The sequence below is a fragment of the Limnobacter sp. SAORIC-580 genome (assembly GCF_013004065.1).
In the GTDB taxonomy this organism is placed as follows: Bacteria; Pseudomonadota; Gammaproteobacteria; order Burkholderiales; family Burkholderiaceae_B; genus Limnobacter; species Limnobacter profundi.
Genome location: NZ_CP053084.1, coordinates 447,534 through 461,988, shown reverse-complemented (window position 1 = coordinate 461,988; position 14,455 = coordinate 447,534). Strand labels below are relative to the sequence as shown.

Genomic DNA, 14,455 nt, shown 5'->3' with positions numbered 1-14,455 from the left:
TTCAAGAACAAGCACTAATACCGGCTGCCAAAACCACCCAGAAAAACAGCCAAGAGCATTAATTTATAACACAGCCAACTGAACACCCTTTCTTTCAAAGGTCGCTGTGCGTGTTCATGGGCTTGAATTTCGCGGCTGTCTGTCTGAATGGATTTTTGTAGCTCTTCGCGCAGCGCACTTGCAAACTCGCGGTTGTAAACAATCACATTCGCTTCACGAGCAAACAGGCAACTCAAGGGGTCCAGGTTGGACGAACCCACAGTGGCCCAATTGGAATCCACCACCGCCACTTTGGCATGCAAAAAACTGGGCAAGTATTCATAAATATCAACGCCGACCGCCAACAAACTGGAATACAAACTTTGCGTGGCGTAATGCTGAAAACGATACTCCACCCGCCCTTGCAACAGCAGTTGAACATGCACGCCGCGCGCACGCGCAGCCAGCAAGGCTTTGCGCATTTTGCGGTCTGGCAAAAAATAAGCATTGCTCAGAATGATCGAGCGTTGCGCGTTGCCAATCGCCTGCAGATAAGCGCGCTCAATTCGCCTGCGCAAGCGAAAGTTATCGCGCACAGCCAGTTGGACTTTTACCTTGCCTGCTGCTTTGGGTTTGGGCGTTGCGCGCTGGCGGGCCATGGCCTCTTGCAACTGTTCAACCCTTTCCTTCCACCAAGCCGAACTAAAAGTATCTGTCACCCGGCCGCCCGGGCCAATCTGCAGCCACAGCCACTCCATGTTGTGCCACACATCTTGCACCACTGGGCCCTTCAGCTGTACCGCGAAGTCGTATCGGGGTCCAAGCGATTGTTGATCAAGCAAGTCAGTATTCACCGTCATGGCTTGCTCACGCATTCCACCTGAAGCGCCCCAAATCGGTTCCCTTTTCTGTCGCGCGCGCTCAGTTGCCTTCAGCAACTCATCGCGTTCCCCTTCATGATTCAAGTCATCAATCAGGTTAATGCCGCCCACAAAAGCAATGTCGTGATCGACGGCAATGATTTTCCGGTGCATGCGGCGAAGCCGTTTCGGGTTCAGCTTGAACAACACACCCTCAGGCCGAAACACCCGCACATGCACGCCATGCTGCTGCAAAGTGGGCACCCATGTGCGTACGCCTTCCTGTCCACCAAAACCATCCAGCACCAGGCGCACATTCACCCCGCGTGCTGCAGCACGGCACATCGCCTCACAAAATGCTTCGCCAATTGAGTCGTTTGCAAAAATATAGGTTTCGATGCGCACGGCATGCCTGGCTTGCTCGATGGCGTCCAACGCTCTTGGGAACAGTTGCTCGCCGCCCACCAACAACTCAACCGCATTGCCCTCCCGCTCGGGCGCGGCTGCCGGCAACAGGTTCAACACCATGCACACTCCAGGTCGACCACGAATGGCGCATGGTCAGACAACTTGGCCCAAGCAGGCCCATGAAGCACCGTGGCCTCATGAACCTTAAAACCACGGGCAAATACGCGGTCGAGTCCCAGAACAGGAAACCGGCTCGGAAAACTACCCACGCGGGCCAGGCGATTGTGTTTGTCCAGGGGCATGACTTCCTCGGCCTTCAAGCCTTGCTGCAAAATTGGCCCCAAGCGGCGCTGCCAATCGTTGAAATCGCCAGCAACCACCAAAGGCATACCAGCAGGCACATGCGTACCCACATGTTCAATCAGTTTGCTGGCCTGCCGCACACGGCTGCGATACAGCAAACCAAAATGCGCCACCATGGCGTGAATGGGGCCTACGGGCGTTTTAATGCAGCAATGCAACAAACCCCGCTGCTCAAGCCGGTGGTCTGACACGTCCTGATTCAGCATCCATTCAATTTCATATCGCGACAACAAGGCGTTGCCATGGTGCCCGTGCGAATACACCGCATTCATGCCGTAAGCTGTGAAGTATTGCTGGCTGGCATGGCCCAACAGCTTGTCAATCGCAGAGGGCGATTGGGCCAAAAACTCGTGCTGCCCACCCTCGGGCCAATGCTCAAACTTGCCAGCATGGCGGTCGTGCCTGCCCTGCACTTCCTGTAAAAACACCAGGTCGGCATTCATGGCATGAATTTGTTCTCGCAGGGCGTGAATGGTCAGGGAAGGCTTGCGCAGGCCCATCACCCCTTTGTGAATGTTGTAGGTCGCAATTCGAAGTCGCATTACATGCAATACCTAGAAAATAGATCGGTAAATTACCAAGTCAATTCAAGTCATGTCACAAACACTGGGTATTGCCCCCCAATTAGGGTTACCCCTATACTCGAATTGTAAATATTGAACCTTCTAAAGCAGTTTAAAACCGTTTCCAGCAGCAGCTATATACCGTATATGAAAAAAGGGGCCCTTCGCGGCCCCTTTGTATTTTCAAGCCAGCCCGGCCTGAAGCTTCAAGTTCAAATCAAGAATGGCTTGTGCATTGTTGGGTGAAAAACACCGGTCTGCTGCCTCTTGCGCATTCATCCAGGCATACCCAACATGCTCATCGGCAGCCAGCTGGGGAACAAACTCTGCAGGCACACAAGCCAGGAACCAATGCTCCGTGTTGTGGGTAACGCCTTGCGGGTAACGATGGCGCCAATGTTCGAAAATTTCGTACTGCAAACTGTGTGGCCACGGCCTGAGAACACCGGGTTGCAGCAATTCATCAGGTTTGGCATCCAGCACAGTAGGAGAATGCACAGGTGTGGCTGCAAACCCCGTTTCCTCGGCCAGCTCGCGCACAGCTGCATGCAAGGGCGATTCATCTGGAAAATCAAGGCTGCCGGTCACCGATTGCCAGTAACCGGCTTTGTCAGCCCGTTCAATCAATAAAAAATCCCCGGCCGGGCTGACCATCACGACCAGCACCGACACAGGGATTTTATGACCGCTCAAAACTGCGCCGCCCTAGGTGGTCAAGCCACGTTTTTGGGTTCGGTCTGCCGCAAACGAATATGCAACTCACGCAACTGCTTTTCGTCTACAGGGCTTGGAGCCTGGGTCAACAAGCACTGCGCACGCTGTGTTTTCGGGAAGGCGATTACGTCGCGAATGCTCTCTGCACCACTCATCATGGTCACAATGCGGTCCAGGCCAAAAGCCAAACCACCATGGGGTGGCGCACCATATTGCAGGGCATCCAGCAAGAAACCGAACTTGGCAGCCGCTTCTTCTTCAGAAATGTTCAAGGCACGGAACACTTTGCTTTGTACTTTTTCTTTGTGAATACGCACGGAACCACCGCCCAACTCCCAGCCGTTCAAGACCATGTCGTAAGCCTTGGCAATACATTTGCCAGGATCTGAGGTCAGGTAGTCTTCGTGGCCGTCTTTGGGGCTGGTGAAAGGGTGGTGGCAAGCCACCCAGCGACCGGCTTCTTCATCCAGTTCAAACATCGGGAAGTCGATCACCCACAGTGGTTCCCACTTGCCTTGCACCAAACCTGCTTTCTGACCAAATTCGCTGTGGCCGATCTTCAGGCGCAAAGCACCCATGGCGTCATTCACCACCTTGGCCTTGTCAGCACCGAAGAACAGAATGTCGCCATCGGCCGCACCACTGCGCTTGAGCAGTTCATTCAGGGCAGTGTCGTGAATGTTCTTCACGATGGGCGACTGCAAACCATCTCGCCCCTTGGCTAACTCGTTCACCTTGATCCAGGCCAGCCCCTTGGCGCCGTAAATACCCACAAACTTGGTGTAGTTGTCAATTTCCGAACGTGGAATTTCAGCACCACCAGGCACACGCAGCGCCACTACACGGCCATTGTCCATGTTGGCTGGGCCAGAGAACACCTTGAAATCCACGTCCTTCATGATGTCGGTGAGTTCAGTGAACTCCATCTTCACGCGCAGGTCGGGCTTGTCTGAACCAAAACGCGCCATGGCCTCGCTGTAGGGCATCACGGGGAAGGGGTTTTGCAATTCCACATCCATGGTTTGCTTGAACACCTTGCGGATCATGTCCTCGAACAGGTCACGAATTTCCTGCTCACCAAGGAACGAGGTTTCAATGTCCACCTGGGTGAATTCAGGTTGGCGATCTGCGCGCAGGTCTTCATCGCGGAAACACTTGGTGATTTGGTAATAACGATCATAACCAGCCACCATCAGCATTTGTTTGAACAACTGGGGTGACTGCGGCAGGGCGAAAAACTCGCCCGCATGCACACGGGAGGGCACGAGGTAATCGCGTGCGCCTTCCGGCGTGCTCTTGGTCAGCATGGGCGTTTCAATGTCTACGAAACCCTGTGCATCCAGGTGGTTGCGAATAGCCATGGCCACTTTGTAGCGCAGCATCAGGTTCTTCTGCATTTGCGGACGGCGCAAATCCAGAACCCGGTGAGTCAGGCGTGTGGTTTCAGACAGGTTTTCATCGTCCAGCTGGAAAGGGGGTGTGACCGAGGCATTCAGAATTTCAAGCCCCTTGCACAGTACTTCCACAGCACCGCTTTTCAGGTTGCTGTTTTCAGTACCCGATGGGCGGGCACGCACCAGGCCTTCCACACGCACACAAAATTCATTGCGCAAGGTTTCGGCGGTAGCAAATACATCGGCCAGGTCGGGGTCGCACACCACCTGCACCAAACCTTCTCGGTCGCGAAGGTCGATAAAAATAACACCACCGTGGTCACGGCGACGTTGCACCCAGCCGCACAGGGCAATGGTTTGGCCCAAGTAGGCCTGTGACACATTGCCACAATAGTCAGTACGCATTTTCATGAATGTAAGTCTTGTTTAATGGGTTGATCCAACACGTCATCAGAAGGTGTCACCACCCCCAAGGACACAATGTACTTCAAGGCCTCGTCCACAGACAAACCGGACGGACGCAATAATTTCTCTGGAACCATGATCACGTATCCCGAAGCCGGGCTAGGCGATGTGGGCACGTAAACCGACACCAGCGGACCCTGATCATTCAGGTTTTCCAGCAAGCTGGGCGGCGGGGTTCCGGTCACAAAACCCAAGGCCCACACCCCGGGGTGTGGATAGGGCACCAACACCGAACGTGTGAACGCTTTGCCAGATGAGCTTAACAGCGTATCGGACACCTGCTTGACGCTGTTGTACACAATTTTGAACAAGGGAATGCGTGACAGCACCCAGTCACCGGCCTTGAATAACCAAGCCCCGAAATAATTGGCCGCCAACACCCCCGTGCCCAACAACACAGCAAGGGTCAAAATAACACCCAGCCCGGGAATATGCACACCCAGCCACACCCGGGGGTGCAGCGCATCGGGCAACAACATCAGGGTTTGGTCCATCAAACCCACCACCAAGGCCAATACCCACAAGGTGATACCCAAAGGCACCCAGATCAACAAACCCGTCAGCAGGTATTTCTTGATGATGTCCGAGTTCAAGACCCGTTCAGGCAACTTGGCCGATGACTTGGCTGTAGACTTAGCTGGCATCGGTACTTGGCGCCGTGGTTGAAGGTGGGCTTGCGCTTGGCGCCACAGTGGCTGCACCTGCTGCCGGCTTTTCCGAAGTGGACGAAGCAGTCGAACCAGCGGCCGACGATGCACCGCCACCGCCCCGGAAATCAGTGACATACCAACCCGAGCCTTTCAATTGAAAGCCCGCCGCAGTTACCTGCTTTGCAAAGCTGGCCTGCCCACAACTTGGACACTGGGTCAAAGGGGCATCGCTCAGTTTTTGCAACACGTCTTTTTCGAAGCCACACGCTTCACAGCGATACGCATAAATAGGCATTTCCGCTACACCTGCAAATACAAACGAAAAACTCCCCATTATAAGATGGAAGGCTTAAGAACTCCAACATCCTGAATTTCAACGACAAAAAAAGAGCGCTTTCCTTTCGAAAAGCGCCCTTCGTGTCGACGGAGTAGGCTGCCCCATTGAAGAATTCAGCCAATGACACTAGAACTACGCCGCCCTCTCTCTAGCAAAGAGCGGTTTTGGATCAACAGGCTCTTAAGCGGCCTGGTATCCTGCCTCCTGTTGACCCTGCTCCTTGGCTGACCAGCGATTAGCCCGCTTGAAGGTGCCCAGGTCATTGAACCGCACACCGTTCGCACGCATCACTTCGTGCGCCTTCTTGGCGGTCATTTGACGAATGTAGAACGGATCACGCACTACAAAGTGATGAATGCCGTGTGTTGAACCGAAGTTGAAACAGAACAGGTGGGGAATGATGAACCACTTGCTGTTCAAGACTTGACACTGCTGCACAAAGTTGCCGTCTTCAATGTCGCCGAAGTAATGCATGTTCGAACTGATGAAGTTGATGCTGAATGAACGCAACAGGTTGGGTGCAAAAATCAGCACAGCCACAGTATTGGCGGTGGCCACCAGCTCAGGTGTTACAAACGCGGGCCAAGGCACGCTGTAACCTACTGCCCAGGCTGCAGCTTCCACTGCCCAGTAAGCCACATAAGCGTGCCATCCAATGTAGAAAGCAGAGGCCAAGGGGAAGTTGCCGGCAGCACCCATCATCAACGCTTTCATGCGACGGTTTTTGGGAATCTTGAAAATACGCAGCACCACGCTCAATTCCAGATCGAACATCATCAACAAACGCAGGGGCGTAAAACGCTCGCCGTTGGTAATGGCGCGCTCTTCCAGATCGGTTTCTGTGCCGGAATGCTTGTGGTGATGCAAATGCAAGTGGCGACGCGCCCAGGGATTGATGGTGCTGGGGCGGCAAATCCACACCAGGGCCATCATCAGGTTGTGCATGAACTTGTTTTTACGGAAGTACATGTAATGGATCAGGTCATGTTCCAGTTCATGCGTGAAGCTCAGGAAAATGGCGATCACAGGGATGGTTACATACCAGGCCAGCACACCTTCCACGTAAGCCCAACCGGTCAGTACTGCGCCTGCCATGGAAAACAGCAGAATGGCCATACCGATCAGGTCTTGGTGCTTCAAAATCGGGTACTTGGCGCGAATTCTATCGCCTTCAGCGAGCACCGCAGTTTTAATGGCAGCAATGCGTTTCTGATCCAGCGCATTGATATTGTTCTGCTTGATGCGTGACGCGCCATCGGCTTTTGCCGCTTGCCCCATCAGTTTTTCACTCAAACTTGACATACTGTTGCCTCTTTATGTTTTTGGCTTTTGGTGATTGAAGTATGCTTGGAGTTCACCAGTAAAGCTTGTTCCGAGACGACAAGCCCATGACCTTCGGCGCCAAAATAAAGAAGCAATGAACAACAAAGCGTCCAACCCTACCAGCAACACCCCAACGGCCCTGGCCAGTTGGATGCGTGGCCTTGCCCGCGAACTTGAACACCAAGGCTGTGATGCACGCGCCTTGTTCAACGAGGCCGGGCTGGACTTTGCCCTGCTGGACGCACCTGAAGCGCGCTACCCCGTACCCCAAACAACCCTGCTGTGGCAAAAAGCAGTGGCTGCCACTGGCGACGAAACCCTGGGTATCAAGGCCATTCGGCACATTACACCGGCCACCTTTCATGCTGTGGGCTTAAGTGTCATGGCCAGCGAAACCCTGGAACAGGCTTTTGGCCGCATGCGCCGGTTCGTAGACCTTGTGACCGACGCCAGCGAGATTGAGCTTTTGAGTACTCACGATGAATTTATTGTTGAGTTGAAATTAAGGGAGGGCGCACACCCTGCCCATCAATCGACCGATGGTTTTTTGTGCCTGCTGGCCAATGCAGGCAAAGGCCTGGGCGACCCAAGCCTGGTGCCACAACGGGTTGAACTAAGCCGCCCGGCGCCGCAGGTGCGCAATCTGGACTTTTTCGAGAAAAGCTTTGCAGCCCCGCTGGAATTTGGCTGCAACACCATGCGAATTGTTTACGAACTTTCCATGGTGCGCACTCGGTTGAAAGGCGCCAACCCGCTGATCGCCGAGCACCTGGACCAAGCAAGCCAGGCTGCCATTGAAAGGTTAAAGCCAGCAAGCAGCGTGAGTAAAAAAGTACGTACCTGGGTGGTCAACCATTTGACACAAGGCGCTCCCAGCATTGAAGAAGCTGCCGCCTACATGAACATGAGTGCCCGAAACCTGCAACGCAAACTGGCTGACGAAGGCACCAACCTGGCAAGCATTGTGGACGAAATCAGGCAAAGCGAGGCCACGCGTCGCCTCAAGCAAAGTCAGGATTCGCTCACCGCAATTGCACTCGACCTGGGTTTCTCTGACGCATCAGCCTTTAGCCGAGCCTGCAAACGCTGGTTTGGCAAAAGCCCCAGCGACATTCGCGGGGCCTAGTGCTTGACTTTATAGAGGTTCACACCTAACAACAGGGCACAGGTTTTGCACTGCAACAAAAGTAAATCTGATTCATGCCAAGTCTTACCGACGGCAACTTGATTACTTTTGATTGGAGTTGGTGCAATGCTAAGTAATAAACCTACACGATTCTTTCTCTCCTGCGCACTTGTTTTGCCCTTTGCACTGGGTGGGCTGATTGCATTTGGTGCAGCAAGCAGCAATTTGCAACAGCAGGACATCTCACCCAGCGTGCGCGACCAAGCCGGAGCAGCACGTGTTTCAGAACCCCTGGATTATCGATCTTCACAGATCATCGTCACCGACCCCGAAGGCATTGCTTACAACGCAGACGTGAATGCACTGGTGCGCTACCCACTGGACGGAGATGGACCCTTTCCAGTGGTGCTTTATTTGCATGGCCGCCACGTAACCTGCAGCTATTTGGGAACCGAATTTTTGAGTACTGGCGAATGCGATCTTGAACTGCCCAGCGTACTCGGCCAACCACTGAACGTGGTGAAATCGGTGGACAGCTACAAAGGCTACGATTACATGGCCAGAAATTTGGCTGCACACGGATATGTGGTGGTCTCCATCAATGCCAACGATGTGAACGACAAAGACCTGGCTGGAGATGCAGGGGTTCAGGCACGATCCGAATTAATTTTGCACCACCTCGATATTCTGCGAGAAATCAACCGGACGGGCTTTTACAGCAAACTGGACGAACCCTACCTGCTGGCCAGTTTGCGGGGCAAAATCGACATGGGCAAGGTGGGCCTGATGGGCCATTCCCGCGGCGGGCAAGGCGTAACGCATTCACTCAGTGTGAACCAGGCACGTGGCCCCACGCTGGAAGTAGGTGAAGTAACGCCAGCTGGCAGCGCATTCAACCAGCCACACAATATCAGCGCTGTGTTTGCCCTGGCCCCGACCAACTTCGACATCATCACCGCGCCCAACGCCACTTTTGCGGTATTACTGCCCTATTGCGACGGGGATGTTTCCAACCTGCAAGGCGCATTCATGTATGACGAAAGCCGCAATCTGGAGGAAACCACACCCAGTCGAAAGTTTCAACTCGTCACAATGGGCGCAAACCACAATTTCTACAACACCACATGGTCTGGGGATGATTATTCCAACAGTGACTCTTGGTGCGACAGTGCTGCTGAAACGAGTGGACGTGACAGCCCGATTGACCAACGTCGACATGGCGAATTCTTGATGTCTTCTTTCTTTCGTCTTTTCTTGGGCAATGAAACGCAATTCTCGCCCTACTGGTCAGGCATGGCCAGCCTGCCTGCAGACGCCTGCCCTGTGGGTTCGGCCAACGCGGGGCAACGGTGTGATGAACGTGTGCACTTGACCATACAAACACCCAAGGAACAACGCCTTGAAATTGACAACACAGGCACTGCCACATCATTGACAAACAACCAGCTGGGCGGCGCAAACAGCACCAGTGACACGGATCGTTTTGAGTTTTGCTCAACCCGCAATGAATCGGGCACCGTGAACTCGACTGGCTGTCCAAGCCTGCGCACCTGGGCCACCAGTGGCCAGCTTTATCTGGAATCTGACAACAGTGAATCACGCTTCAAAACCCAGCTGAATGATCTGGACGTGACCCCTTATGACAGCCTGACATTCAGGGTTGGCGTACCAGTGAAGGCTGCCGAGAACAATCCGCTGACAACGGCTCCCAACATGCGTGCCATGCTCACCGACACCTTTGGACAAAGCACTGTAGTCGATGTCGCCAGCTATTCAAACGCTCTGTATTTGCCGCCTGGAGACCCGCTGAACACCGAAGGTGCGAAAACCTTGTTGAACATGATTCGCCTGCCGCTGGCCAGCTTTCAAGGCGTTGATTTTGAGCATTTGGCCACTCTGGAATTGATTCATGTTGGCCCTACCCAACTACAGCTGACCGATTTTCAATTTCAGGCACTGGCAGGTGAGCTTCAGCTTTCCGACTCTGACACTGGAACACCTGTGGTAGTAACCCCCAACGAAGGTTCAGGAAACACAGTAAACGCGGACAGTGCTTCAGGGGGAGGTGGCTCAACCACACTGCCGGGGCTGACGGCGTTGGCACTCTGCTTGCTGGCATTCAAACGCAAGCGGGGTGCTAAGGGCGAGCCTCATAATGTGTAAATGAGCTGATTTCACCCTGTTTGCTCACCAGCAACACATTGTATTCAGCCCGTTTGCTGGGGTAATCAGGGTGTTCCATGCCAGGAGAACCCATGGGCATGGCTGGCACCGACAGGCCCACCACATTGGCGGGCTTTTCGGTCAACAATTTCTTGATATCGTCAGCGGGCACATGACCCTCGATGGCATAGCCTGCCACTTTGGCACTGTGGCAACTCCCGTACTGCTGTGGCATGCCCAAAGCCGCCCTGAAAGAGTCCGTGTTTTGAACATCATTCACCTTCACGGTGAAGCCGTTCTCCTCCAGGTGCTCAACCCACTCCGAGCAACAACCACAGGTGGGCGTTTTCCACACCTCGACGAAACTGTCTCCTTGCTGAGCCACATCAGCCGGCTTGTCACCGCAAGCCGCGATCACGCCCGAGCAAGCCACCAGCAAAGCGCCCAGCCAATAATTCGTTCGAAAATTTTTCATTGAATCAACTCACTTTGAATTCAGTATCAATCAAACCTGGAAGCACCAAACGAAGTTGATCGCCGCTTTTTAGAGCCCCAACACCCTCGGGAGTTCCGGTGAAAACAAGATCACCTTCCTGCAAGGTAAACACCTGGCTTAAATAACGCACGATAAACGGAATGGGAAACAGCATTTTTCGGACATCGCCATGTTGGCGAATTTGCCCGTTCAAATGCATTTGAAACTCAATATTGTGCGGGCGTTCAATGTGTTCAGCGGGCACAAACTGCGTCACTGTGGCCGCACAGTCAAAACCCTTGGCCACAGCCCAGGGCAAGCCGCCCTGCTTGGCTTTGGTTTGCAGGTCTCGCGCAGTCAAGTCCAAGCCCAGGCCATAGCCAGCAATGTGTTTCAATGCCTTGTCCTCGGCAATATTTTTCCCGCCTTGCCCCACCAGCAACACCAACTCGGCCTCGTAGTGAACATCGCCGGAATGCGCAGGCAAAACAATGGGTGTTCCCGGCGTATGCAAAGCCGAGGTGGGTTTGATAAACACCACCGGATCTTCTTCGGGGCGATTGCCCAACTCGGCAATGTGCGCAGCATAATTTCGGCCGATGCAGAAAATATTACGAACCTGTACTGCTTTGGTTTGCTGGGCCAACAAGGCAATGTGAGGCATGGAAGTGTCCTGTTTAAAGCGATTGTCTTGCAATTGTGCATCAAGACAAAGTCTCGTCCATAAGGACGAGACGATTTCAGTTGCGCAAGGTACCTGAATTTGTCACCATCAAAAAAAATCGAACTCACCGCATGAAATTACTTGTTGTTGACGATCATTTGCTGTTTCGCGAAGGGTTACGCCACATATTACTGAGGCTTGACCAAACTGTTGACATTCACGAATGCGGTACTGTTCAGGATGCAATAGAAATCGCCAAGCAAATCACCGAATTTGATCTTGTTTTACTGGACATGCAGTTACCAGGCCTTCAAGGACTGGAGGGTCTGCATGCATTAAAGGGGGCTTTCCCCACCAGCCCAATCACCTTGATTTCCGGCGTTGCAGACCAACGCGCAATTGCAGAGGGAATACGCAGTGGCGCCCAAGGCTTTGTCTCGAAATCCGGCAGCGCGGAAGACATGCTGAATGGTCTCAGAAAAGTGATCAACGGCGAACACCACATACCCCCTGAGATCAGCAACTCACAAGGAGATGGCATTCGGCTGGATCAAACCTATCACCTCACGCCGCGGCAGATCGAGGTGTTGGCCCAGTTGTGCGAAGGACACTCCAACAAGGAAATTGGACGCACACTGTGCATGAGCGAGAACACAGTGCGTTGCCACGTGGCCAGCGTATTTCGAGCCTTGGGCGCGAAATCAAGAACCGAAGCAGCCATATTGGCCAAACGCAAGGGTTTGCTGTGACCGCCGCGTTGAACATCAACGACGATCAGTACAAACCACTCATTCTTAAAGAACAGACACGCCTGCTTTTTGAACACCTGCCATTCGTGCTGATCGGCAGCCTGGTTTCTGCCACGGGCGTCGCCGTGATTCTTTGGAATGAAGTTGCGCATTCCGTACTTCTTGGTTGGACGGCGCTGGTCTACCTGTTGTGCCTTGCACGCTGGAAAATTCGTCAATACTTTATGCGACTGGGCACCGATTATGACGCCAATCGCTGGATACACGTGGCTACAGCACTCACCGCGTTGGCAGGACTGCTGTGGGGAAGCATGGGTGTTCTGTTTTTTGAAGACACGCCACTGGTGCTCATGACGCTGGTCATTGTTTTGGGCGGCATGACTGCGGGTGCGGTTTCATCCCACAGCTGCCACCTTCCAGCTTACATTGCCTTTGCAGTGCCTGCTGTAAGCCCGTTCGCCTTGCGCTGCTTCGCCGAGCTGGATGGTTTTCACATCGTTCTTGGCACCCTTTCACTCACCTTCATGTTGGTGAATATTCTGTATGGTCGCAACCTGCAAGGAAACTTGCTTGAAACCATGCGACTGCGGTTCCAAAACGCCGACCTTGTGGTGGCACTAACCCATCAAAAAGAGGCTGTTGAGCAGGCAAGCCTGGCCAAAACACGGTTTTTAGCCGCAGCAAGCCATGACCTTCGGCAACCAGTGCAGGCCATTGAACTGTTTGTTGATGTTCTGGATCAAGATTTGAAAGACACGCCAGCCACTGTGATGCTGAACCGTATTCGTGCTGCCGGTCGAGGACTTGAAACCTTATTGAATGCCTTGCTCGATTTTTCGAAAATTGATGCAGCGGCAATTACTCCGGACAAAAAACATTTTCCGATTCAAGCGATTTTTGATGTACTTCACACCGATTTTTGTGCGCAGGCAGACCGCAAGGGTATTTCCATTCGTTTTGTAGAAAGCAGGCTTTGTGTGCATAGCGACCCCAACTTGCTTGAACGAATACTGCGCAACTTTGTGTCCAACGCGATCAAATACACGCCAGCTGGAAGTGTATTGATTGGGTGCCGAAGACAGGAAAGCGATGTCCGGATTGAGGTTCATGACACAGGCATCGGAATTCCAGACAAGGCACGCGAAAAGGTTTTCAAGGAATTCGTGCAACTGGACAACCCCGAGCGAGATCGCGAGAAAGGACTAGGCCTGGGTTTGTACATTGCCAGCAGCCTGGCGGGTTTGCTGGGACACCCCATCAGGCTGAATTCCACTGTGGGTCGCGGCTCTGTGTTTTCAGTCACGGTACCCCTCGGAAAAATTCAAACCGAAACACCCGACCAACTTGTACAGCCAAGCCCAAACCAGGGGTTGCGAGACAAAACTGTGCTGTTTATCGATGACGATCCGAATTTGAGAGTGGGTGTTGCCGAAATGCTGGAACGTTGGGACTGCGCCGCGGTTACCGCTGAATCCGCACAGGAAGCACTCGAACTGATGCAGATGAGTGGGTTTGTACCCGATGTGATCGTGGCCGACTATCGCCTTCGACACGATGAAACGGGTGTTCAGGCCATTAAAGCCATTCAGGCCCGCTGGGGCACAGTGCCCGCCGCCATTCTGACTGGTGACACCGAGCCCGACCGCATTCGCGAGGCTCGGTCATCAGGATTCCCATTGGTTCACAAACCACTGAGTGCGGCCAAGTTGAGAACCTTGCTGACACACTTGCTTGGTAAACCCTAGATACCTGCCTCTTTCAAAAAAGGACCAAAGCAGGTGTCAAGCTCAGCCTTCTGGCACATCATGAATTTGGAGCCCGTGGCATGCATCACGATGTAATTGGTCGCCACATTGCCATTCGGCACTTTGTGACCCATGCAATCGGGTTGGTCGTTCACCTGCACCACCGTGTCGACCCAAGTGTAGAAGCCCTGCGCATTTGGCCGCAAGCTGATGTCATACCGGGTTTGCACCACCTGCCCGCCGCTCAGAATTTGGGTGGTGCCATCGGTACGAATGTCGTAGATTTCAGCGCAGTTTTGTTCAGGCAGATTGATTCGCCACAAGCCCACCAGCGGGTGCTCCTGAGGCAATGCGGTGTCCGCATGAACGGCGGCAGAAAAAGCTATCGAGAACACACTCAGCAAAACGACCCTGTAATTCATGTAGCCCCCTGCAACGTTACTTATTGCAATCAGCATACTGAGGCTTACTGGGTAG

Annotated in this window: 14 protein-coding genes; 4 read left to right on the top strand and 10 right to left on the bottom strand. The window is 53.4% G+C overall.

All coding sequences use genetic code 11. The features are described from left to right. Window positions 1-14 precede the first annotated feature (14 nt). From HKT17_RS02150 to HKT17_RS02120, 7 genes are all read right to left on the bottom strand, one after another. Entirely contained in the window at window positions 15-1,367 is a 1,353-nt protein-coding gene (locus HKT17_RS02150) for a phospholipase D-like domain-containing protein (protein ID WP_171097475.1), read from the bottom strand. Further along, the gene (locus HKT17_RS02145) at window positions 1,358-2,152 is read right to left on the bottom strand and encodes an endonuclease/exonuclease/phosphatase family protein (protein ID WP_171097472.1); all 795 of its coding nucleotides are present in this window, start codon (window positions 2,150-2,152) and stop codon (window positions 1,358-1,360) included. The genes HKT17_RS02150 and HKT17_RS02145 overlap by 10 nt, the downstream gene beginning before the upstream one ends. Window positions 2,153-2,356: 204 nt before the next feature. After that, window positions 2,357-2,866 carry a dihydroneopterin triphosphate diphosphatase gene (gene nudB, locus HKT17_RS02140; RefSeq protein WP_171097469.1) on the bottom strand — a complete coding sequence of 170 codons (510 nt, stop codon included), beginning with the start codon at window positions 2,864-2,866 and terminating at the stop codon, window positions 2,357-2,359. A 20-nt stretch (window positions 2,867-2,886) separates the two neighbouring features. After that, window positions 2,887-4,692 (bottom strand): aspartate--tRNA ligase, encoded by a 1,806-nt coding sequence (gene aspS, locus HKT17_RS02135; RefSeq protein ID WP_171097466.1) that lies wholly within the window; start codon window positions 4,690-4,692, stop codon window positions 2,887-2,889. Further along, window positions 4,689-5,390, bottom strand: a complete 702-nt coding sequence (locus HKT17_RS02130; protein ID WP_008249509.1) for a DUF502 domain-containing protein — start codon at window positions 5,388-5,390, stop codon at window positions 4,689-4,691. Before HKT17_RS02130 ends, aspS begins: the two co-directional genes overlap by 4 nt. After that, window positions 5,380-5,691, bottom strand: coding sequence for an FmdB family zinc ribbon protein (locus HKT17_RS02125; RefSeq protein ID WP_171097464.1), 312 nt, complete (start codon window positions 5,689-5,691; stop codon window positions 5,380-5,382). The genes HKT17_RS02130 and HKT17_RS02125 overlap by 11 nt, the downstream gene beginning before the upstream one ends. 222 nt (window positions 5,692-5,913) lie before the next feature. Next, entirely contained in the window at window positions 5,914-7,035 is a 1,122-nt protein-coding gene (locus HKT17_RS02120) for a fatty acid desaturase (RefSeq protein ID WP_171097462.1), read from the bottom strand. A gap of 115 nt (window positions 7,036-7,150) precedes the next feature. On the opposite strand from HKT17_RS02120, the gene HKT17_RS02115 reads away from it, so the two are divergent. After that, window positions 7,151-8,182 carry an AraC family transcriptional regulator gene (locus HKT17_RS02115; RefSeq protein WP_171097460.1) on the top strand — a complete coding sequence of 344 codons (1,032 nt, stop codon included), beginning with the start codon at window positions 7,151-7,153 and terminating at the stop codon, window positions 8,180-8,182. Window positions 8,183-8,308: 126 nt separating this feature from the next. Beyond that, a complete protein-coding gene (locus tag HKT17_RS02110; protein WP_171097458.1) occupies window positions 8,309-10,345 on the top strand; it encodes an alpha/beta hydrolase in 2,037 nt (678 codons plus the stop codon). On the opposite strand, the gene HKT17_RS02105 is transcribed toward HKT17_RS02110, so the two are convergent. Beyond that, on the bottom strand, window positions 10,320-10,820 hold the full coding sequence (locus HKT17_RS02105; protein WP_171097456.1) for a DUF411 domain-containing protein: 501 nt from the start codon (window positions 10,818-10,820) through the stop codon (window positions 10,320-10,322). The two genes, HKT17_RS02110 and HKT17_RS02105, sit on opposite strands and share 26 nt — an antisense overlap. Window positions 10,821-10,824: 4 nt before the next feature. Then, window positions 10,825-11,484, bottom strand: a complete 660-nt coding sequence (locus HKT17_RS02100) for a fumarylacetoacetate hydrolase family protein (protein ID WP_171097455.1) — start codon at window positions 11,482-11,484, stop codon at window positions 10,825-10,827. A gap of 131 nt (window positions 11,485-11,615) precedes the next feature. Between HKT17_RS02100 and HKT17_RS02095 the strand changes: the two genes are divergently transcribed. Together HKT17_RS02095 and HKT17_RS02090 are read left to right on the top strand one after the other, a co-directional pair. Then, a complete protein-coding gene (locus tag HKT17_RS02095) occupies window positions 11,616-12,233 on the top strand; it encodes a response regulator transcription factor (protein WP_171097453.1) in 618 nt (205 codons plus the stop codon). Then, a complete protein-coding gene (locus tag HKT17_RS02090; RefSeq protein ID WP_171097451.1) occupies window positions 12,122-13,978 on the top strand; it encodes an ATP-binding response regulator in 1,857 nt (618 codons plus the stop codon). The genes HKT17_RS02095 and HKT17_RS02090 overlap by 112 nt, the downstream gene beginning before the upstream one ends. Here HKT17_RS02090 and HKT17_RS02085 read toward each other — a convergent pair. After that, window positions 13,975-14,400 (bottom strand): hypothetical protein, encoded by a 426-nt coding sequence (locus HKT17_RS02085; RefSeq protein ID WP_171097450.1) that lies wholly within the window; start codon window positions 14,398-14,400, stop codon window positions 13,975-13,977. The two genes, HKT17_RS02090 and HKT17_RS02085, sit on opposite strands and share 4 nt — an antisense overlap. Between the last annotated feature and the right edge of the window lie 55 nt (window positions 14,401-14,455).

Excerpts from the sequence above, each read along its gene's own strand:
- HKT17_RS02150 (WP_171097475.1), bottom strand. The coding sequence starts at position 1,367 with ATGGTGTTGAACCTGTTGCCGGCAGCCGCGCCCGAGCGGGAGGGCAAT.
- HKT17_RS02085 (WP_171097450.1), bottom strand. The coding sequence starts at position 14,400 with ATGAATTACAGGGTCGTTTTGCTGAGTGTGTTCTCGATAGCTTTTTCT.
- HKT17_RS02110 (WP_171097458.1), top strand. The coding sequence starts at position 8,309 with ATGCTAAGTAATAAACCTACACGATTCTTTCTCTCCTGCGCACTTGTT.
- HKT17_RS02095 (WP_171097453.1), top strand. The coding sequence starts at position 11,616 with ATGAAATTACTTGTTGTTGACGATCATTTGCTGTTTCGCGAAGGGTTA.
- HKT17_RS02120 (WP_171097462.1), bottom strand. The coding sequence starts at position 7,035 with ATGTCAAGTTTGAGTGAAAAACTGATGGGGCAAGCGGCAAAAGCCGAT.
- aspS (WP_171097466.1), bottom strand. The coding sequence starts at position 4,692 with ATGAAAATGCGTACTGACTATTGTGGCAATGTGTCACAGGCCTACTTG.
- HKT17_RS02100 (WP_171097455.1), bottom strand. The coding sequence starts at position 11,484 with ATGCCTCACATTGCCTTGTTGGCCCAGCAAACCAAAGCAGTACAGGTT.
- HKT17_RS02145 (WP_171097472.1), bottom strand. The coding sequence starts at position 2,152 with ATGCGACTTCGAATTGCGACCTACAACATTCACAAAGGGGTGATGGGC.
- HKT17_RS02125 (WP_171097464.1), bottom strand. The coding sequence starts at position 5,691 with ATGCCTATTTATGCGTATCGCTGTGAAGCGTGTGGCTTCGAAAAAGAC.
- HKT17_RS02115 (WP_171097460.1), top strand. The coding sequence starts at position 7,151 with ATGAACAACAAAGCGTCCAACCCTACCAGCAACACCCCAACGGCCCTG.
- HKT17_RS02130 (WP_008249509.1), bottom strand. The coding sequence starts at position 5,390 with ATGCCAGCTAAGTCTACAGCCAAGTCATCGGCCAAGTTGCCTGAACGG.
- HKT17_RS02105 (WP_171097456.1), bottom strand. The coding sequence starts at position 10,820 with ATGAAAAATTTTCGAACGAATTATTGGCTGGGCGCTTTGCTGGTGGCT.